This window comes from Arenibacter certesii DSM 19833 (assembly GCF_000429545.1).
Lineage (GTDB): Bacteria > Bacteroidota > Bacteroidia > Flavobacteriales > Flavobacteriaceae > Arenibacter > Arenibacter certesii.
Genome location: NZ_KE386914.1, coordinates 329,503 through 351,824, shown reverse-complemented (window position 1 = coordinate 351,824; position 22,322 = coordinate 329,503). Strand labels below are relative to the sequence as shown.

Genomic DNA, 22,322 nt, shown 5'->3' with positions numbered 1-22,322 from the left:
GTTAATTATAATTCAAGGGATAGGCTTAACCGGAAATTACGTCCAGGCATGGGGAAATGCAGTACTACATCATAATATTGATTGAATAGGTTATTGACTTCTACTCCAATTTTGACCGACTTTTTTAATAATTCTCCATCCCAGTTTAATGCGATATCACTAGTGTACCAGGGTTGTATATAATTTACGGGGATGTTTGCCTTCTGACTATACCTTTCCCCGGTATACATAAAACTATAGTTCATTTGCCAATCTTTCCAAATGATGGCAGAGGTTAGGGTAGCGCTATGTTTAGGGGTGTACGGAATTTGATCCCCGTAGGTAGTGCCATTAGGGGTAATATCTATAGCTTGTTGATAGGTATAACTTAAGCCCAGATCTAAAAACACCGAGGCTGGAAGATTAAACCCTAAATTAGTATTGACCTCTAAACCTTTGACTTCCACTTCGCCCAAGTTTAACATAGTCCACCTAAATAGGTTAGATGATGGCATAGCTACTATTTTATCCTTAATCTGATTGTAGTATATATCAGCTTGTACAGTGGTAGCTTGTAAAATACCTTCCGCCGCTATATTCCATGTTGCTCCAAAATTGTACTGGGTAGTAAATTCGGGACGTAAAGAGCTATTTCCTATAAAGGTGTAATACAAATCGTTAAAGGTTGGCATGCGAAACGATTCTTTATAAAATGCTCTGATGCGGAAACCATTAGTAGAGAAGGGTTGGAATGAGGCCGAAATCACTGGACTAATAACAGTTTGATCATCGCCCTGCTGGTAATACTTCACTTCTTCATTTATATAGCCTCCCAAGACATTGACTTGGAGATCCATTCTTTGCCATTGCATTTGACTAGAGGCTGCTACCAAATAAGAGTAACGGGTAGGATAGGGGAATCTATAAAGATTCGCTTTTAGGGTATTTAGGGAGAAATCTGTGGCTAGGGAAACTTTCCACCAATCCTTTATTTCATATAAGTTTACCAATGAAGCGTACAGTTCGTTTTGGTAATATTTATTGTCTAACGCCCCCTCTAAAGTTTTGTAATCGGGATCTATATATCGATTGTAATCTCTGCTAAATTTGATATTCCCAAGGAGGTGGTGTTTTTTGGAGAACGAATTTTGTACCGAACCGTGCAGAAAGAAGTTGCGATCCCATTGGCGTTGCACATGGTTGTACCTATTGGCAAGAATGGCTCCTGGTAGCCCCCGCTCGGAATCGTACAGGTAGGCCTTTAAATTGGCCTGTCCTGTTTTTTCAAGTTTTGCATGGAGAGCTACTTCAGCGCGGAAGGAATTTACATCTCCATTTTGTCTAACGGCAGTGGTATCATACCCTCCTTCTTTTTTATATCTATAGGTATATCTACCATGGGCCTTTACCCACGCTACACTGCTAGAAAGGGAGAGGGTAGGAGATATCTTTTGTTGATATAGGAGCGAAGGGTTTATTAGTCCAAATGAACCCGTTTTAAAGGCCGATCGTATATGATGTGTCTCCCCTTTCTTGAAACTGGGGGTCCTACTTTTTAGAAATAGCGTGTTAGAGGAGAAAAAGCCTCGTGCTGGCTGAAAAATAGTAGATTTTTGTCCGTTATAAAGTTCTATTGTTTCGATGTTATCCATCGAATATTTACCTAGATCTACCTGTCCGTTCTGAGCATTCCCAACGCTCATCCCATCATAGAAGACTGCCGTATGAGCACTGCCAAGACTACGAACGTTAATGGTTTTTATTCCCCCAATTCCCCCATAATCCTTTAATTGTACTCCAGAGAAATACCGAATGGCATCGGCAACAGAAAGGCTGTTAAGTTTTTCTAATTTTTGGCCCGATAGGATTTGCATGGGCATGGGCGATTCTATTTGGACCTTATTTTTGGAGCTGGTAACAATCACCTCACCCAAGATATAGCCCTTTACAGTATCTAAACTGTCCAAGGATTTGCTAGTGGATTCTTGTGCGGAAGTCCTTGCCGAGAATGAAAATATTATCATGAATAAAAGCATGCTAGCCCTTATCCATAAACCATTTTGTTTATAGAAAATCATAAAAAACTATTTGATCAATACCAAATAGCTTCAATGGAAAAATGAAATCAAATGGGTGCGTAACTTGCATTTGGTTTCAAAGCCTTATTCCACGAAAGCTTTAAAAAATAATTGCATTGGCAGGTCTCCTGACTTATTCCCATTTTAAACCGCCTTCCCACATTACACAATGCAGTGGCTTAAGTTTAATCCTCGAAACTATACCTATATCGAGGTGTTTAAAATGTTGCATGGAACTTACAGTAACGGGATTGTTCAGGATTTTCACCTGATTCCCTCTTAGTCATCTACACCGAAAAGCGTAGCTGAACCATTGCAGCGGCAAAGGTAATTAAACTCTTATAATTAAAGAGCTGTTTATAGGATGAATGCAACAACCCTTTTCTTGAGATAGTCTTGATGTGAAATTGATTACAAATAACCCATTGAATATCAGTCTATTTTGTTAAATTTATATAAGCAGGGCGATAGGTCGAACGGATTGTATAGTGCTTACACTTAAATAGTTAAATCAGAAATTATGATGGAACAAGATTACCTCAGAAATTGCATTCAGCAGATGGAGTATTATAAAACTCTAGGAGAAAAAACGGTTGATCAATTGGAAGAAAAGGACCTCTTTTGGCAGTATAACGAAGAGTCCAATTCCATAGCTATAATTGTAAATCACTTATGGGGAAATATGAAATCTAGATGGACGGACTTCCTGATCTCTGATGGAGAAAAAGAATGGCGAAAGCGCGACATGGAATTTGAAGATGTAATTAGAACAAAAGAGGAACTGCTCATTAAATGGAATGAGGGATGGCAATGTGTATTGTATGCACTGAGTTCAATTGACCAGGATAATTTTAATACTATAATTTATATCAGGAATCAGGCACATACGGTTTCAGAAGCCATAAACAGGCAGTTAGCCCACTATGCCTATCATGTGGGACAACTAGTTTATATAGGCCGAATGATTAGGGGAAACGAATGGAAAAGCCTTTCTATCCCCAAAGGGAATTCACTCGATTTTAATAAAAAGAAATTTTCCAAAGGGAGGCACGGCGGTCATTTTTCCGATGATCTTAAGTAGCAAGAGAAACACCTGTAGATTAGACTTTAGTTTACTAAAAAGTAGTATCGAGTTTCTATACTTTTAATGGATTAAAAACTATCAAGTAATGTATAGGCCATTTTTATTGTAGATGTCTCGTCATTCACATCGGTCCAAGCAAAATGTATCTTATCTTCTACAAGCCCCATTTGAGGAAAACCAGAATTTCTGGAAGCTCCCAAACTAGCTACTACAATGGGATCCGATTTTTTGCCGGAACTGTTCACCTTCATCGCCATTAATCGAGCATTATTTTCTGTGTTTTCCATCCAACTTACAATGGCATTTTTGGTATCAATCATAAGAATATCCACTCTACCGATAGGGGCCTTGTCACTAATTATTATTGGGGCATCAAAATGTTCCCCACCATCCGCAGAAAATACCATTTTCACCTTAGGTTCATTATTGGCTGCAGTAAACCAAGTTACACCAAGTGAATTACCCATAACGGCGGCTTTAGGTCCGTTTACAGGACATCCCTTAATTTGCCACCCATCATCAAATATAGTTTTTGGAGCAGTCCATTCCCCGTTCACTAATCGAGTGATGGAAATATCCCTTATTTCATCTTCGGACCTATCTCTATAAAGCACTACTGGGCCGTTATTGGTTATGGCGGCAGTTGTCTGGCAGCAATCGCAAGTACTATCGTCTAACATCACTTCATTGCTTACCGTTCCACTGGGAGAAACCGCAGCAGCTCTAAGACTCATAGCACCAGCATGTTCATTTCCATGTCCGTGCCCCACAGTATTCCTACCATCTAGCCAAGTAATAAAAAAAGAATTGTCTTGGTAAGGGAATGCGGTAACAAAACCGTGTTCAGACTCGGTGCCATCCGTATGCAAGGGGAGATCATTGCTCCATATAGAATCTCCCGCAGGCAGTACATTTATTCTTATATCATAGGAATAGGTGTCCTGGGACGACTTTTTAAGGATATGCGATAATAAATTCCCGTTGCTAGCGGTAATCGAAGGGAAATCGGCCCAATTTACAAACCAATTTTCGCCCTGAATTATCTCTTTTGGCTGCTGCCAAACTCCATCTAAAAGAGAAGAATAATTTAAACGTACCGTAGAATCATTCACCTTATCTACCCAAGATAGCATTGCTATGTTTTTATCTGTAAACAAGGAGGGTAAGGAACTCTCAGTGCCCGCTGGAGATGGGATAGAATGTACTAATTGCTGGTTGTCAGTAGAATCCTTTTTAGCTTTTTTCTCACCGTTATTGCATGCACTAATTAGTATAGTAAGGGCTAGGAAGGTAATAAGTGTATAGGGGCGCATTTATTGGATACTTTTTAGTTTGGTAATAATAGGATCGGAATCCCACTCTACAGCTCCGGTAATTTCATCTACTTTTTCCCCTTGTTCGTTGTAAATAAAAGTGGTGGGTAGGGCGTAGATATTTAATTGCGAAAGTGCAGCGGTAGTCCGGATATAATTAAAATTATAATCGTTTTTCTCTTTAAAATTGCTGATTTTTTTAACCAATTGGTCGGACACCAATAGGAATACAAAGTTCTCCTTTTCCAAAATGGTTTGGGACTTTAATAAGGATGGCATTTCGGCTAAACAGGGTTTACACCAAGTAGCCCAAAAATTGAGTAGTATTTTCTTTCCTTTATAATCGGATAACGATATTGGATTGCCCTCCAAATCTTCATATAGGGAAGTTGTAATAGGAGCTTCTATTGAAGCCGCAGAAGGTGTTTCGGGGTTTTCCTTCTGCTTAGATACTTGTTTGCATGAAATAAAAAGGGTAATAATGATCAAAAAACATACGGTCTTTTTCATACCTATTTTTACAGTTTGGAGCCTTTCAGAGTTATGAAAAATAATCTGACTTATTATTTTCATGAGAGGCTTTGGGCTACAATATAGTGTGTTTTTTCTAGAAAATTATATGCCTTAAGTTGTTTCAAAGTAAGTAAATGATTAGTATAGCGATTTAAGACCTCTGCTCTAACCAGCTTTATTTAAACTTCCTAATAAAATTTACTGTAATTAGATCTTCTGCGTTCCTTAAAACGGGAGATATCAAACACTAGAAATAATTCTAGGGAATTTGGTATAAACTGTTTGGCTTCGGCTCCAAAAGGCAATCTATAGTTTAGTCCAAATTCAAAAGTTTCCAATGTTAAACTAGTGGCAAACCCAACTTCTGTAAAAGTGATATCTTCCATAAAATTTACATGCTCATTAATTCCGATACTAAAATTACCTAGGGTAACATCTTGATAAAAGTCTAATCGGGTATTGGGACCTTGAACAGATATCGCATTAAAAAGGTAGAGGTAGGAATATTCCGGTAATTTCGCCTGCCCGTATTTGTTAATATCTAGCTCGTACCCAAATTGCCCAGAAACAAGCATATTTAAATTAACGTTGTTATCACTTTGTTTTGAGGATATTCTCGGCTGATTTAAATGCTTCATCGAAAGTCCAAATAGCATGTTAATATCATTATGCATTAAAACCGAAGCGCCCATATCCAAGTAACCAACATTTTCCGATGCGGTAATGGGGTCTATAGTGTTAGCACTTATTTGGCCAGTAAAAATATTGATCTGATCCTGAAAAGTAAGATTGTTAAAATTGTATCTATAGTTACTGTAGCCCGCTGTAATACCGGGATACAATAACCAGTCGTTTGGGAGTTTCAATCTGTACATATAACTAATGGCCGCCGAAGTATATTTAAATCCTTCGTTGTTGAGGTTGTTATTGAAAAGATCTACACCCAATTGAAAGTTATACTCCTCAAAAGCAGTAGAACCAAAGGCATATTTATGTTGGGATTGTGCGCCCTGATTCTGACCAGCAAATTCAGCTAAAACACCCACTCTAGTCTTATCCTTAAACGCATGAAAACTAGGGTTTAGGGAGGCGGGAACCTTGCTGAGATTATGCACATATTTTTCCTGAGCGTAAGTCCCAACCGATAGTATAATAAACAGAAAGGTTAATAGATTATTATATTTCATCGCTATCTTAATATTGAGGCTTCGCCAGTTTTTGTGATTTGATTATTTTCTTTGGTAGTCCCTATAAACAAGTATCGGAATGATTTATTTTCATAGGGTTTCCCAGTACTATAATTTCCGTTCCAACCCCAGTTCACCGGCATATTGTTATAGTCATAGGCTACGCTATAAACTAGGCTGCCCCACATATCAAAAATTTGGAAGGTAAAGGATGCTAGTCCTGTAAACTCTCCCTGGAAATAATCGTTTATACCATCGGCATTGGCAGAGAATACATTAGGGAACATTACATCAAAGCCTTTACCAATCTGTAAGGTCTGCTGTACTGTTTTACTACATCCCTGTTCGTTATAAAGGGTTAGGGCAGTAATAAACTTACCGGGATAGCTGTATTTATGTGAAACCAAAGAGCCTTCAATGTTCGGATTTATATCCATAACAGGAGTACCGTCACCAAAATCCCACCTTGCTCTACTATACCCTTCACTATTAATGCTGAATCTTATTTCTTCTTTAGCCAATAAGAGACCGGTAATTTCGAATTCAGCAGAATTATAACTAAATACGGGTTCTGCTACTCCAGTACTTATGGGGAGTATAAACCCACATCCCTGATCGTTCACTACGTTTAGCATGGCATTCTCCATCGGAGTTGCAATTTGAATGCTGTAGGTGTCTGCGCCTGTTTTTACCGATGGCATTAATGCGTTGTTATAGTAGAAGCTTAAATCGCCACCCTGAGTATTAAAAATCGATACTGAAATTTTCCCCGGATTTCCTAAGCATAAGGCTTCATCTAAATATGGGCCGTCCAAGAGTTTTAGGGACTCGGTTTTCTTTATGTGGATTATTTCTCTGTAGTAATAAGAGGGATTCTCCTTGGTACATCCATCAATAGAACTGGTTATGGTGAGTCTGTATCTTCCCTCCTCCAAATTACTCAACTGGGTTATATTTTGTCCTATGGTTGCAAATTCTGGATCAGGGTTACCAGCTACTTCCTTTTCCCAGATTAAAGAATAAGGTCTAGATCCGCCACTAACGGCAATGGATATAGCGCCATCTTTTGTAGACCCACAACTTACCGATGTTATATCCTTATTAACTACAAGTGGAGCATAGGCGGTTTTAAAGTTAAACTGGATTTGTTGTGATGTACAATCCTTACTATCGGTAATAGTTAGGGTATAGGTGCCCGGAATAGCTGTAAAGCTGGTAACATCTTGGGCAATAAAGTTATTGGGACCTGTCCAATCATATAAGTAATAGGGAGTATTATTGGTGTCCATAAAAGGAGTACCACCCGTTACGAAGTTGGTATCTAAAACAAAATCATAATCTACTTCACACGGAGCTAAGGTAACATCCTTGGTTCCCGTATAAGTCAATGCTTGATAATCATCTAAGCGAAAGCTTTTTACTTTACATTGATTGGCATCGGTTACAGTTATTATATGACTATCGTTATTAAGACCATTTATAGTGGTTTCCTTGGTATTAAATAGTACCGCAGTTTCATTATCTAAGGTATATTGATAGGGAGCAGTACCACCTTGTACCCTTATAGTAAATGACCTTCCTACATTTAGATCGAAACAACTTGTACTCTTTGATCCCCCTTCAAAAGCATCGAACACTTCGGGAGCATTTATTGAAAATGTCTTTCGGATAGTACATGGGGCGTTGGGATCACTATTTGTATCGGTTACCACTACCTCATAAGTACCACCACCTAAATGGTTAATGTGGGTTGTGTTGGTGGCATAGCTAGTACCATTCTTAAGCCAGTTTATTTGTAGTTGACTGCTTGGGTCCGACTTAATTTGAATGTTAATTTCGGCATTAGAATCTCCAGCACACTGTAATTGTTCATTTACTACCTGCACACTACTAAATTCCAAGATCCCTTTAGAAGCCACATTAGCGGTATAAGTGGTAGAGCATCCAATCTGATCTGTAACGGACAGAACGTAAACACCTGGCAATAAATTTTTAATGTTTTCTGTAGTATAAGTAGTGTTATTGGGGCCCGTCCAGCTAAAATTATATGGAGGGAATCCGCCAGTAACTGTGGTAGTGCCAATGTTTAAGCTTATTGACCCGTCACTTTGACCAAAACAGCTCACATTTTTCACTTCTATGGATGCTTCATCAAAATTCAACCCCATGGGCAGAGTAACAGCCTGTGATACAGAAACATCGCAAGAAGCATCCTGTACAGTAACCGTATAGTTGGCACCGCCTGTTAAATCGGTATAGGTTACATTGGGGTTGTTAGACGTTTGCACCATAGTGGTACCATTTGGCCTAGTTAATGTAAAAGTAAAGGGCGCAACACCGCCAGTACTATTCGCAGTAATAACCGTATTACAAGTATCGCCAATAGTAAGCGTTAATTTCTCTGGCTCGGACACTAGGTAAGGCAAGGAGGTAGTACCACAGAATTCGTTATAAACCGCTAATTGATATACTCCTGCTTGCAAGTCGCTTATACTAAGGGTTGATGTGGTAAAATCTGGATCCCCAACTTTCGTCCATTCATATGTATTGGCAACTCCATTCGCTTGGGTAAGTACATTGGAAGCACTTACATTAGAGTCGCTTCCTGTACTAGCATACACCGTAAAGCTAATGCCTTCTACTTTAGCGGTTACTATAATCTCGTTGAAATTAGCGGTTGCACTTACAGCGCTCATTTTGGCTCCTGAGGCAATGTTTACTTTTTGTGAAAGGGCAGCGGCAACTTCATTGTTATTTTGAGGCTGATTAATACCGTTTAAGGTAACCTGATGTTCATAAGCAATTCCGTTTATTATTAGGCTGTACTTATTGCCTAGAGTGGGATTTCCAAAAAGAGAGATGGTATTAATCTGTTTTTGGGCGCTATTTCCACCCGTAATCCTGTCGTTTGGGATAATTATGCTTCCATCATTTCCACCAAAGCAACTAACGTTGGTTATGTCATTGGCTATTATTAAATCATTATTTATAAAGGGGTAGGGAATAACCGTAACTAAAATAGGTGATGTTTCATCAGAACAAGCTACTTCGTTTAAGGTACTAGTGACTACTCTCTTATAGTAAGTAGATTTTGTTAAAGTAGTAGGCGGAGTATAGTTTGGTTGCTTGGCATTGGTAACCGGATTATAGGTTTGGTTATCTTCTGAGGACCACCACTGATAGGTTAACACACCTGCTCCTATAGCAGATTCAAGTTCTACTATGGCAAGGGGCTGGTCGCCCATACAAACAGATTGGTTATCGGCTATTATTCCAGCATTAACCACGTTATACGATATTTTAACCGGATTTGTTTCTACCGTACAGGTTATATCACCTAATGTAGTCCTAGTAATCGTTCGCTTGTAATATTTTGTTTCGGTAGGCGTAGGTGGGGTATAGGTTGCAGTAGTTGCACCAGTATCGGTCCAAGTATTACCGTCTATAGAAACCAACCACTTATAACTTTGATCCGGAAAATTGCTGGCTCCAGAAACAGATAAGGTGTTTGGGACATTGCCTTCACAAATAGTTTGATCGTTGCTAAGAGTGCCTGGTAATAGTTCATCTGCAACTTGCACTACTATTACATTACTATCTTCCTTACATACTACTCTGTTGAGGGTTGATATAGTGGTTCTTTTAAAATAAGTTGTTGGGTAGTTGCCAGGTTTAGGGTCATAAGTACCGTTAATTGCCCCCTTTATTAGCCCCCAAGTTGCGTTATCAACAGAGGAATACCATTGATATTTTAGAACTCCGTCGGCAGTTCCATCAACCGTACTTCCCAATAAGCTAGGGTCGTCCCCAAAGCAAATTTTCTGATCTCCATAAATAGTACCTCCATCCACATCATTAATGAAAACTCTAATGACATTGCTTTGTACATAAGGGCCACATATAATATTATCTACAGTAGCTTGGTAATCCCTACGGTAATATTTGTCTGCTGATAGGACGCTCCCAGGTGAATACGTGGCATTTGTTGCCCCTACAATTGGGGTAAATACAATGTTGTCATTAGATTGGTACCATTGAAAATTTAAATAAGGGAGCCCTTCTATGGCGCTAATGTTGCCCAAAGGGGGTAATGTATCATTATAACATAAAGTGATGTCTGGACCTAGGTTATCGGCCTGTGGTACCAAAACAGTGATAGGGTTACTGTTTACAGTGCACTCTACACCATTAATATCAGTGTTGGTAGTTGCTCTTATATAGGTTGTAGTTTTATTTACCGGATTTGTAGGAATATAGTTTACATTGGTGGCTCCAGGTATTAAGCTACCATTAGCAAACCATTTATGGGTAATAATATCATCTCCGGTAGAAGCTTCCAGTTGTTCAATTTCACTTGGAATATCCCCTTTGCAGATCACTTCTTCATTTGTGCCGTTACTTCCGTTGGCGTGAGTTGTTCCAATGATTCCTCCCGTAGCATTTCCACCGTTTAAAATTAGAAGAACGTTGCTGGTATGGCTACAAGTGACGCCGTTTAAAGTAGAGGTAGTGATTCTTCTATAGTAATTGTCCTGAGTTACGATTGGTGGATCATAAGAACTATCGGTGGCTCCAGCAATATTGGTAAAACTTATATTATTAGCGGAAATTTGCCATTGATGCGTTAATTCACCAGAAGCGATAAGCGGAAAATTCACGCTAAAAGGCTGTGGATCACCTTCGTTACATACAGTGGTGCTTCCTGTTCCACCTGAAGAAAAGGTTATTCTGTGAGCCTCTGGATCTTTAAATTTATTAAGATAAACTAGTATTGGCGTGGTTATGGCTTCACAAGTGGTTAACTCCAAGGTACTAGTAGCAATCCTCCTATAATAGGTTTGTATTTCCCCAGAATTGTTAGGGGTATAGGTTGGTTGATTTTCATTGGCAATATCCTCCCAAATCTCCCCATCAGCGGAACTTTGCCAAGAATAAGTAATGGTTCCATTAGAAGTTGCATTCTCAATACTGATAAGCGGAGGAATGTTCTCAGTGCCACAAACGGTCTGAGTATCTGCTATACTTCCAGGTGTTAAACTTAGTAAAGTAACCAATGTAGGTGTACTAAATGCCTCACAGGCAAAACCATTGTTTGTATTGGTTATATGTCTTTTAAAATAGGTAGATTTCGTTAGTCCATTTGCAAAATTTAGTTTTTCCCCAGTTTCACCTTTAATTATTGAATAATTAATATTATCGATAGAAGAATACCACTGGAAGTTTATACCTGTTCCAGCAGGGGTACCATTAACAATGGTTACGCTTTCAGGAGCTTCGCCTTCACATACCACTTGATCTTTGGATCCCTCTCCGCCAGAGATTGCTCCAGCTACGTTAATAACCACTTCATTAGTATTTTTCGTACAAAGTGTGCCATTATATGTGCTTGAATCTTTCCGCCTAAACTTAGTGGAAATCGTTAGGATTTCTGGTGTATAGGTAGTTCCTATAGCTGTGGGAATAGTTGACCAACTCAGTCCGTTATCCGTAGATGCTTCCCAGGCATAGGTTAAATTTCCAGGCGTTGTTGTTTTGCCTAGCGCAATAATTGTAGCTGGCTGCTGTCCCTCACATACATCCTGATTGTTTCCTATTGTTCCAACACTTATCTGGTTAATATATACCGTGCTTTCTGTAGAATTTTCGTAACAGACACTGTTATTATCAGATATTATAGTTTGCCTTCTAAAGGTGGTAGTAGTCTCCAGAGTATTGGCAAAACTAAGAGTAGCACTAGTTTCCCCATTAATATTGGTAAAATTCCCGGTAGTCATAGATTGCCATTGGTAGGTAATATTGGTTCCAGGGGGAGTGCCGTTGATTACAGTAATTGATTCAGGGTATTCTCCATTACAAAGGGTTTGATCTGAGCTAGCAGTTCCTCCCAGGATTTTTTGGAGAACGGTAATTTCTATTTCATTGGAATAATCGAAACAGTTATGTCCGTTTAGTTCTATTTTGTCCTGTCTTCTGTATCGCGTAGTTTGTGTAAGTGCAGTAGGTTGGTATTCCGCATTGTTGGCACCGGAAATAACCATCCATCCATTGCCATCAAATTGTTCCCATTGGTAGGAAATGGAACCAGATCCTGATGCATTAGTTTCCGAGGTTAACTTAGAAGGAATCTGATTATAACAAATGGTTTCGGCACCGGTAATACTTCCTACAGTGAAACTGGTATATGTAATGGTAGCTACGGTACTAATACCCTGGCAGCTGGCTCCAGAAACAGTGGTAATTCGTCTGAATTCTTGAACTCCAGGGGTTAGGTTATTAGCAGCATTGTAACTTATGTTGGTAGCGCCACTAATGTCTTCCCAATTATCTCCATTGCGTTTTTGCCACTGATAGGTTCCATTGTCCCCATTATTAACAGTTAACAGCTGGAGCTGATCTAGAGAACAGATGTTTTGATTAGATACCGTACCTCCTAAAATTGAGGAGCTTACAGTTATAGTGATAGAAGGTGTTTCTTTATAACAGCTAAATCCGTTTAAAACGTTGGTTACCCTTCTTTTATAGGAGGTAGTAAAAGATAAGGCGGGGGGCTGATAAAAGTTTTCTGTAGCGTTGGAAATCTCTTCCCAAGATCCCGAATCATTTTTATACCATTGATAGCTATGTTCACCACCCGGGGTTACTGCTAAATCACCTGCGCCAGGGGTGCTTAGCAATTCAGGAGTTTCACCCGTACAAATGGTTTGCGAGGCTCCTTGCGTAATACGGCCAGGAGTAATTTGATTTATGGTAATTGTTGCCGGGGTGCTTACTTGGGTACAGGACTGCCCATATAGATTAAAGATGGTTGAACGTCTATATTTGTTTATTCCATTGGTTACATTGGCAATAGTAAGAGGTAAGGTTTCATAATTGGAATCTGTAATAGTAGTCCAGGTGCCGTCTATCTCCTTTTCCCAAACATAATTTCTAGATTGAGTAATATTAGACCCTGTAATACCAATAGCTTGTACGTTAGAAAGGGCACAAACCTGTTGGTTTACTCCGTTTCCACCATTTAATGGGGTAAACCCAACAGTAGCAATTACATCGCCATCCTCTAAACCGTTAATATTATTGGTATTGCCGTCTAGACTATATTTTAACTTCCCGTCTGTTGTAGTCTCAGGCGAAATTAATTGTATGCGAACATTATCTATTGTAATAACGTCTAAGGAAGTTTGGGCATTTGCAGTAACAGTTACTTTTAATCTGGATGTGTCATTAGGATCTTGCATTACAGAAACCGATGTAAGGTCACTCCCATTTTTAGGGGCTGCACCTGCATTAATATTAAAAGTGGAGGGTGCTTCTATAAAAAAAGAGTAAGTGCCATTTTTAAAATCTGTTGCCACGGCTTCTGTGAGAACTAAACTACCAAGATTTAGTTCGTTAGTGGGTAAGTTGGCTCCGCAGCTATTAAAACTGGAATTTTCTATATTAGTAGTAAGCTGAGCATTTCCATTCCATATATTTGCGGTTAACAAGAATATGGAAAGCACTAATTTTATGGAGTTTTTCATCATGATAATCGACTCTTTTACTTTTATAATAGCGTTATATAAAATGCTATTTTTACCAACTGTAGGAAAAGACTCTATAACGGTAAGGATATAAAGTATATTGCTATAATCTTGGGTTATGTTGTACGGAAACTTCGGTTTGTTGTGAAACGTGAAATAAGTGTTGTGACCCACTTTGTTTAACCTGTATGAATTGGTTTTATACTACTTTTTTTATGTAAACCAAAATACGCGGTGCTGAATAATAGTGGTCTACATTTTGCAAAACTTTTCTTACTGATGTATTGAGAAGTTATTGAAAGGGTGAATCATTGCTTTTTATCGGTAAGACTAGACTAGAATGAACTGATTAAGCATCCAGTACCATAATGTAACCTGATCGTAGATGTTTATTGATCGGTTGAGGTAAATTGTTTTATTTAAAATTTTATCCAGTATTTTCCTTTTTTTTACTGCCAATGATCCATAGGATAAAGCAGATCGATAACGATTGGACGCTGGTTAAATGCAACAGGCAGGCCTGCCTGAATGGAACGGGCTGGTTAGCGTAGCCAAATTAAATTCTCACTATGTGAGCAAACAGAATCTAAAGAGTAGAATATTAAGTGTATGCCATTGTTCACATAGCCACAACCGGGCTTCGAGGGGAGAATAATAAGATAACGGAGATCTGTATCCTTATTCACGATGGAATAAAAGTTGTAGACCGATTTTCTACTTTGGTGAATCCTGAAATTCCAATTAGTTTCAGTCCGTCATTAAATTCGGAAATTTCTGACGAGATGCTACTTTCTGCCCCAAAGTTCTATGAGATTGCCAAAAGGGTAGTTGAGCTAACGCAGGATTGTATAATAATTTCTCACTTTGTAAAATATACTCATCAATGTTTAAAAAACGAATTTACCTCGCTAGGAGGGGAGTTCAAACGTTCTAGGATATGTACGGCTAGATTATCGCGTAAACTTATTCCAGGGCAGCAAAGTTATAGTCTTGGGGCTATGTGTAGCCATATGGGAATCAACTTTTGTAGTACGCAGGGTGCAGAAGGTAGTGCAGAGGCGACGCTTGCATTATTGGAAAAATTATGGAAGATAGATAAAGATAGTTCGTTTCAGTTTTTACTGAGGACCCGGACCACCAAGTTAGTAAAACCCCCATTATGGCCTAAATCTACCGTAAACGAGCTACCCAATGCAACAGGAGTGTATTACTTTAAAAATTCTGTTGGAGAGATTATCTATATCGGTAAGGCCAAGGATATAAAACAGCGTGTTCTTAGTCATAGTTATAGTAAGGAGTTTAAAGAGTTGCGACTCTGTTTTGAAACGGCACAAATAGAGTATAGGCCTACGGGGAGCGAACTAGTAGCCTTTTTACTGGAGTCAGACGAAATTAAAAAGCACTTTCCAAAATATAACCGTGCTCAAAAAAGGTCAGGTTATCGATACGGGATAGGTACTTATATAGATAAAAATGGGATAGAGAACCTAAGCTATGACCGATTAAACAACCTAAAAACACCAATTTTTAATTTTTACAGTCAAGCTGAATGTCGCGCTTACTTAGAAGAATTCTGTAAGGATTATAATCTTTGCCCTAAGTATTGCAAGTTGCAAAATGGATCCGGGGCCTGTTTCCATTTCCACTTAAAGAGCTGTAATGGAGTATGTATAGGGGCGGAGTCAGTGCAATCCTATAATAAACGGGTAGAGAAAGCCTTGGAGCAAACCGTTGAACCCTATACCTCTTATATAATTAAAGATGAGGGAAGACATAAAGATGAGAAATCCTTTGTGATGGTTGAGAATGGAGTTTATAAAGGGTTTGGTTATTTGCCGAAAAAGAAGAATTTAGCCCAATTTGAAGAATACGTGCCGTACATTATACGCATGCAAGATAATAATGACGTGCATAAGATTTTAAGAAGATATTTAAGGCAAAAGGATAATAAGAGCATAGTCCTAGAACCAACCCAAAAGATATTACAGTGATTTCCTAGGTTTCTTGCCGAGATGGGCTAATACTAAAGTAATAACCTTATAAGATGATGTTCGCAAAAATACGAACACCTGTCTTATAAAAAGCCCCTTTCCATCATGGAAAGGAACTTTAGTTCTTTTGGACATAGTTAGCCCTAGGAAGACTTTAATAATTGGGGTAGAATCCCTCCATCCACAAGAATATCACTACCACTAATAAAACGGGCTTTATCGCTAAGTAAAAACTGTACTACATCAGATATATCTTCTGGAGTGCCATTGCGTTTTAAGGCGGTTATTTTTTTCATCCTATCCATTGTCTCTGGATGTTCTTCGGCGGCCTTCACTGCCATTGGCGTCATAATAACACCAGGGGAGAGGGAGATAATTCGGCCTCCTTTTTCTCCATATCGCATTGCATTGTCCTGACACAGTAATTGCACCCCTCTCTTGGCAAAGTTGTACATGGTATCTGCATCACCATTTACGAATGAGGCTACTTTATTAAAAGCACCTTCTTGCTGCGGATTTCTTAATGCATCGTCATATTCAGGATTCGGTGGAACTACATGGCCCATCATGGAGGAAAAAAGGATTACAGCTGTATTCTCTTTGGCAAGCTCATAAAATGCATCAACTATAATATCCGTGCCTACTAGATCTATATCAAAAACTTTTTTAAGATCCTGTGCGCTTCCGCTTACTCCTGCGGTATGCACCATTCCACCATAATTCCCCTGTTTTAGCACGAATGCTTTTAACTTTTCTACATCTTCTTTCTTGGTAATGTCACATGCAATTCCAGTTACATCAAATCCTTGTTGTGAAAATTGGTCTGTAACCTTTTTTACTACCGAATCAGAATAATCGGTCAATACCAATTTGCACTCCTTTAAAGCGTTGGCACAAGCCATTCCAATACCTCCGCTAGCCCCAGTAATTACTATAGTTTTCTTCATTGTCATAGTTTTTAATATTATCAATATGGTGTCAATAGCATAAAAAACACTCCCTAAATCTATTTTCTAAATAAGAGGAAATCGTTTTGTGCTTCTACACGAAGATAATTTAATATATAAGCAATTTCCATGACAGAAGTCAGCCTACAATTCATAAAGGGAAATAATATTTTGATGGTAGCTGTTTGGTGCTAAAAATTAAGAACCAACTAGATTGCTGCTGGTTGGTTCTTATCCTCACTGTAAACACCAACTAAGAACTAATTTTTATAGTACCCTTCATTACCTTGTGCAAGCTGCAGAAATAATCCTCGTCATGGGTAATTATTTTGCTCCAATTTTTGCCTTTACCGAATGGTTTTGAGGTCCATTTTCCGTTTTTCTCATCGGTAACATCGTGTAGAATATAATCTTTGTTGATCCATATTACCTTGTCTCCTTTTTTTACTGTAAGGTGTTGCGGAACAAACTTCATCTTTATAATTTCTACTGTATGCACTTGTGGTTCTTGGATGATATTATCTTTTAATCCAAAGCCACCTAGTAGTAGAATCGATGCTATTAAAACGTTACGGAAGTAATACTGAAACTGTTTCATTTCTTAGAGTTCATTTTTTTTTGTAACATCTCGGCATGGCCTAAATGAATTTCCAGGGCGGGGACTACAGTCGCCAAAAGTTCTCTAAGTTCTTCATTTTTGGATTGCGGTATTAAAAGGTCGTTTACCGCACCAATTACCTGTTTGTGATAGGCAACTTCGTTGTCTACATAGAATTTATCAAAATCTTTTTTCTTAGTGTTGTTTAAGTTGGCCTTGGTATCCTCCGCTTGTTTTAGTAGGGACTGGCTAACAGCATTGTCCATTGGGGTAACCTTTAATTTTGTTACTAATTCTACGGCTTGCCCTATAACAGCTGTATGGTCTTCTATCATACGCTTCGCAAAATCCAAAACCTCCTTGTTATCTGATTTTTTTAAAGCAATCTTGGCGAAGTCAATATCGATCTGATTGGCTACTACTGCAACCGAGGCTACTTCTGGATCGGTAAGTTGGGGCGATTCTTGGGCATGAATGGGAATGGCTAATAATAACAATGACAAGATTCCTAACCCTCTGATGTAATCTGCAAACTTTTTCATCTTTTCTGTGTTTAACTGTTTACCCATTTGATGCAGCAATTGAAAAAAGGTTACAATTAGAGTAAAATCAAGATTTAATTTAGGTTGATAACCGATTTAACAGATTAATATGAGATTTGGTTGGCCAATTCTGTAACTTGTAATAGTTTGATATTTAGATTTCTAGGTGCTTTTGGTATGATTTTATTAAATCACCTAAAAAAAACAGTGAGCACCAATTTTGTAACCTTTCTTGTTCCAAGGCATCAAATTATAAAATGATAGAAATGGACAGCTGTAGACCCGTAAGAAAACTGCAAAGATCTCCTTATGCCACCTTGCCAGATGAGGTAGTGGTGGAAAAAGTATTAGGAGGTGAAACCGAATTGTTTGAGATTTTGCTGAGAAGGTATAACCAATTGTTGTTTAGGACAATAAGGAGTTACATGGACAGACCATCAGACATAGATGATGTAATGCAGGATACCTATATTAAGGCATTTCAGAAGTTATATCAATTTAAAAATGAAGCCCTGTTTTCCACATGGTTGATACGTATAGGTATTAATGAGGTATTACAACGGAAAAGGAAATTCAAACGAAATAAAATAATAAGTATTAACAACGAAAAAGGAATTTTTCAAATTGCTGATACCTCCATTATGAATCCAGAGAGAGAAACAATGTACTCAGAATCCGTCCATATTGCGGAAAAAGCAATAGCCCAATTACCAGAAAAGTATCGGATTGTTTATATGTTAAAGGAGGTCCAGGGGCTAGAGATTTCCGTGGTTTCACAAAGCCTAGACCTAAGTATAAGTAATGTTAAGGTGCGACTGCACAGGGCAAGAAAAATGATGCAAGATTCCATTCTTAAACTTACCAATGCTAAAAATGCTTTCGAATTTGGAAACTCTAAATGCGACCTTTTGGTACAAAGTGTAATGGATAAAATTAGAGGTCTAGTTCAGAATTAGCTTTATAAAACTATTCAGGGTTCTGGTTGTAAAAGCTCCGTTACTGGATTCTAATACCTACAACAGTTTCTTTTAAGTGTTATAGGGTAGTACATTATTAATAACTGAGGTTATTACTCTAACACAATCCCGCCCGTTCGGGCAAGCCTGCCCGAACGGGCGTTTACATGTTACTAGTTCCATCAGAGGTCGCAGCTACTTTCTCTGAGATAATAGATGCTCTTACTATTCACCTTTAGTAGATTGTTTAGTCATTTATTAAAACTATAGCGATAGAGATTTTTTAAGAATACAAACTTATATTTGTCGTATTAGATAAACTACAGACTCACTTGAATTTAAATCATCAAGCAAAATGTTAATTTCAAAGTAATAAAATAAAGACCGGTAGTTGAAGTAAATAATTTGAAGTTCCCTATGACCTTAAGTACATTAAAATCGTCCTTATTTAAAGCCTTACAATCCTTTAGTATCTATGCCCTTATTGCGCTGTTTTTCCTGTGGGTTATTAGTGCTTTAGAACTCTTTATTTATAAGGAAAGTCACTATTTACCAATAGGGTACTTTAGCTTGTTGAAATCTAGCTTGCTTATTGATACGGTATTCTGGGTACAATGGGTTTTTATTCCTTTTATTATTTTCACAGTCATTTTCATCTTACATCAAAAAATTGCAAAGATTTTGTTAGGGTCCATATTGGTTCTCCTATTTATTATCCATTTAAGCTTAATAAATTACTACAATACATCACTTGTTTTACTTGGCGCCGACCTTTTTGGGTATTCTATAAAAGATATTAAACAGACAGTAGGGGCTTCTGGTGGCGTATCATTTATGTCAGTCATAAGTTTACTCATCGTACTGATCCCATTTTTATTGGCGCTTTATTTTATACCTAAAAAATGGAAGGCCCCCAATGTCTTAGCTTTTGCATTACCTGTAGTTTCCTTCTTGTTTTATAGTACGGGGATTGCCAGTGTAATTGCAAAGCCTCAATTAAGCACAGAATTTGCCAATAACATGATAATTAATAAATCGGAGCATTTCTATAGTGAGGCAGCAAATTACTTTTTTAGTGATGGTTATGAAGTAGATATTTATGCCGAAGACTATTTAGGGGGACCAGGCGCCGAACAATTAGCTGGTTTAAAAACTGTGGACTTTTTAGATAATGCCTATCCTTTTTTGCATACTAGGTCTCAAGACGACGTACTATCCCCATTTTTTAAGCCTAAACTGAAGCGTCCTAATATCGTTATTATTGTAGTAGAAGGTTTAGGGAGGGCTTTTACTAATGAGGATGCTTATTTGGGTAATTTCACTCCCTATTTGGATTCTTTATCCCAAAAAAGTCTTTATTGGAAAAATTTCTTGAGTAATGGAGGGAGAACCTTTGCTGTATTGCCCTCAATTATAGGATCACTTCCTTTTGCTGAGAACGGATTTTTAGCATTGGGTGATAAGATGCCCAATGAAAATTCACTGATGAGTGTATTAAAAAATCATGGATACGAAGCTAATTTTTATTATGGAGGGGATGCTAGTTTTGATGAGATGAAAGGCTATCTTAAAAAAAATGGGATAGATCATATTTTTGATGAAGGAACATTCCCCAGAACCTATAACAAACTACCTGCAAATAATAATTTCACTTGGGGCTATGGGGATGAAGAACTATATCGTTTTTATTTACATAGCCAAAAGGAAGATACCTTAACAAAACCTAAATTTAATATATTACTTACTGTTGCTACACATAGTCCATTTTTAGTGCACAATAATGAGTATTACAAGAAGAAGTTTGAACAACGCATGGAAGACTTAGGTTTTAATAATGAGAAAAAGAAAGAATACGCTGGCTATGCCAAGCAATATGCTACCCTACTTTATGCAGACGATGCTATTAAATTTTTTATGGAAGCATATAAAAAACGGGAAGATTATAAAAATACTATTTTCCTAATTACCGGTGACCATCGTATTCCTGAGATTCCTATGAGTACTAAAATAGATCGCTATCATGTGCCTTTGTTGATTTATTCTCCTATGTTAACAAGGAGGGCAGAAATTGCATCGGTGTCAAGTCATTTTGATATTGCCCCTAGTTTATTAAACTATTTGGGGAATAACCACAAGTTTCAAATCCCGGAACAGGTGAGTTTTATGGGTAATGGTCTTGACACGGTCCGAAAATTTAGAAATGTTCAACAAATCCCATTGATGCAAACAAAGACAGATTTGGTAGATTTTGTAATGGGCGATTATCATCTTAATGGAAATACCTTGTATAAGTTGAATGAAAATATGGGAGAGGTATTAGTTGACAATCCCGAAAAAAAGCGAGAATTGCAGGCCGCTTTCGAGGCTTTTAAACGACGTAATAGACAGATTATTGAAGGAGCACCTTTGGTACCCGACTCTATTTATAAAAAACACAACGCTAATTATTGATTTTGGTTTATCAATTTCATTTCATTTTCCAAAATTTGCGTGACCATGGGTTTGTAAAAATTCCAAAAGAAACTACCTCGTTCTAAAGGATCGCGGTCGTCAAAAAAGAATCCTTTAAAAAAACCGATGCCTTTAAAATAGGAGCTGTTAAATTTAATTGGATTATCACTGAAGTCGCCCGAAAAATAAAAAAAGCGATAGTCATCCCCCAAATGGCGAGTAATTGCGGGAAAAGTTTCCGGTATGCTGTATTTTTCCAGTTCTTTACTGCCTTCTGGCAATAGGCTTAAATTATAAGATGCATCAACCGTATTCACCTCTAAGTTAGGTATCATAACATCGAACCAAAATGGATATTTTGTTCTTTCTGGCAAATGCCATTTGCTTTGTCCTTCAGGAGTTGCGTGTATATATGGGAGGGCATTATCAACGTGTGTGCCCTCTTCTAAAATTACTACCTGGTCACTATCATTTACAAAAACAAGACCGGCACGGGTAAATGGCCAATCTCCATTATGGGATTTTTTGTAATTCTCAATAAGCCATCGAGGAATTTCTAAGTTTTTAGTAGGATCTAGATTGTTAAAATATCGGCCTGTCCATCCTGTCCAATATAGCTGGAACAATTCTTCAAATTTTCTTCTATTATCAGATCGAGTAGGGGAGCCAATGGTGTTAAACTCGGTAATTATAAGTTTACGACGATCTTTTACGGCTTTTAGAAAGATAATATCGTCATTGCTTAAGCCACCATAGAGCATTCCTGATTGGGCGCCTTCATCGCCTTGCTTATACCATTCATTATTATAGATTCCGTAGGTATCGGTAAAATACACCATATCGGCGTCGTCACTTAATTTATGTAACTGGTCTTCAGTAAACCTTTCTAGACCTTTTAATCGAAACTTTTCATCTTTTAATGGGAAAAATCCAAAATAATCTTCACCTATTTTATAGGGTTTGTTAGAAGTTTTGGTATAACGGTTATGATTTAAAATCCATCCTAATGAAATGTGTTCTTGGCCTTTGGTGGTTAATACGGTCTTATCTACCAAAGCTATTACCAATTTCTTTTTGGGCGTAGCCAACCAAGTCACCCACATGATTATGGGAGTTGCGATAATAAGAAAAAGTAGTAGTCCTATGATTCTTTTTGCCATAGA

At 37.9% G+C, this 22,322-nt stretch carries 13 protein-coding genes and 1 riboswitch; of the genes, 4 read left to right on the top strand and 9 right to left on the bottom strand.

What is annotated here, in order from left to right:
* Positions 1-5 precede the first annotated feature (5 nt).
* Complete coding sequence (locus G466_RS22910; protein ID WP_084419022.1) at positions 6-2,057, bottom strand: TonB-dependent receptor plug domain-containing protein; 2,052 nt, start codon at positions 2,055-2,057, stop codon at positions 6-8.
* A gap of 101 nt (positions 2,058-2,158) precedes the next feature.
* A riboswitch (cobalamin riboswitch) is annotated at positions 2,159-2,387 on the bottom strand.
* A gap of 190 nt (positions 2,388-2,577) precedes the next feature.
* On the opposite strand from G466_RS22910, the gene G466_RS0120265 reads away from it, so the two are divergent.
* Entirely contained in the window at positions 2,578-3,138 is a 561-nt protein-coding gene (locus G466_RS0120265) for a DUF1572 family protein (protein ID WP_373296565.1), read from the top strand.
* A gap of 71 nt (positions 3,139-3,209) precedes the next feature.
* Here G466_RS0120265 and G466_RS0120260 read toward each other — a convergent pair whose 3' ends face one another.
* The 4 genes from G466_RS0120260 to G466_RS0120245 all read right to left on the bottom strand — a co-directional run bounded on the left by G466_RS0120260 (position 3,210) and on the right by G466_RS0120245 (position 13,848).
* Positions 3,210-4,454 (bottom strand): hypothetical protein, encoded by a 1,245-nt coding sequence (locus G466_RS0120260; RefSeq protein ID WP_026815246.1) that lies wholly within the window; start codon positions 4,452-4,454, stop codon positions 3,210-3,212.
* On the bottom strand, positions 4,455-4,964 hold the full coding sequence (locus tag G466_RS22905) for a peroxiredoxin family protein (protein ID WP_084419039.1): 510 nt from the start codon (positions 4,962-4,964) through the stop codon (positions 4,455-4,457).
* Positions 4,965-5,155: 191 nt separating this feature from the next.
* The gene (locus G466_RS0120250) at positions 5,156-6,154 is read right to left on the bottom strand and encodes a PorP/SprF family type IX secretion system membrane protein (protein ID WP_026815245.1); all 999 of its coding nucleotides are present in this window, start codon (positions 6,152-6,154) and stop codon (positions 5,156-5,158) included.
* Between the two features lie 2 nt (positions 6,155-6,156).
* Complete coding sequence (locus tag G466_RS0120245; RefSeq protein ID WP_205622060.1) at positions 6,157-13,848, bottom strand: T9SS type B sorting domain-containing protein; 7,692 nt, start codon at positions 13,846-13,848, stop codon at positions 6,157-6,159.
* 431 nt (positions 13,849-14,279) lie between these two features.
* On the opposite strand from G466_RS0120245, the gene G466_RS0120240 reads away from it, so the two are divergent.
* Positions 14,280-15,665, top strand: coding sequence for an exonuclease domain-containing protein (locus tag G466_RS0120240; protein ID WP_026815243.1), 1,386 nt, complete (start codon positions 14,280-14,282; stop codon positions 15,663-15,665).
* Between the two features lie 143 nt (positions 15,666-15,808).
* Here G466_RS0120240 and G466_RS0120235 read toward each other — a convergent pair whose 3' ends face one another.
* The 3 genes from G466_RS0120235 to G466_RS0120225 form a co-directional block, all read right to left on the bottom strand.
* On the bottom strand, positions 15,809-16,612 hold the full coding sequence (locus G466_RS0120235) for an SDR family oxidoreductase (RefSeq protein WP_229797127.1): 804 nt from the start codon (positions 16,610-16,612) through the stop codon (positions 15,809-15,811).
* Between the two features lie 253 nt (positions 16,613-16,865).
* Positions 16,866-17,210, bottom strand: coding sequence for a plastocyanin/azurin family copper-binding protein (locus G466_RS0120230; protein ID WP_034236271.1), 345 nt, complete (start codon positions 17,208-17,210; stop codon positions 16,866-16,868).
* Positions 17,207-17,752 (bottom strand): DUF4142 domain-containing protein, encoded by a 546-nt coding sequence (locus tag G466_RS0120225; protein ID WP_051315815.1) that lies wholly within the window; start codon positions 17,750-17,752, stop codon positions 17,207-17,209. The genes G466_RS0120230 and G466_RS0120225 overlap by 4 nt, the downstream gene beginning before the upstream one ends.
* Positions 17,753-18,018: 266 nt before the next feature.
* Between G466_RS0120225 and G466_RS0120220 the strand changes: the two genes are divergently transcribed.
* Both G466_RS0120220 and G466_RS22900 read left to right on the top strand, forming a co-directional pair.
* On the top strand, positions 18,019-18,708 hold the full coding sequence (locus G466_RS0120220) for a sigma-70 family RNA polymerase sigma factor (RefSeq protein WP_026815239.1): 690 nt from the start codon (positions 18,019-18,021) through the stop codon (positions 18,706-18,708).
* Positions 18,709-19,125: 417 nt separating this feature from the next.
* Complete coding sequence (locus G466_RS22900; RefSeq protein ID WP_034236270.1) at positions 19,126-21,159, top strand: LTA synthase family protein; 2,034 nt, start codon at positions 19,126-19,128, stop codon at positions 21,157-21,159.
* Here G466_RS22900 and G466_RS0120210 read toward each other — a convergent pair.
* On the bottom strand, positions 21,153-22,319 hold the full coding sequence (locus G466_RS0120210; protein WP_026815238.1) for a hypothetical protein: 1,167 nt from the start codon (positions 22,317-22,319) through the stop codon (positions 21,153-21,155). The genes G466_RS22900 and G466_RS0120210 overlap by 7 nt on opposite strands.
* Between the last annotated feature and the right edge of the window lie 3 nt (positions 22,320-22,322).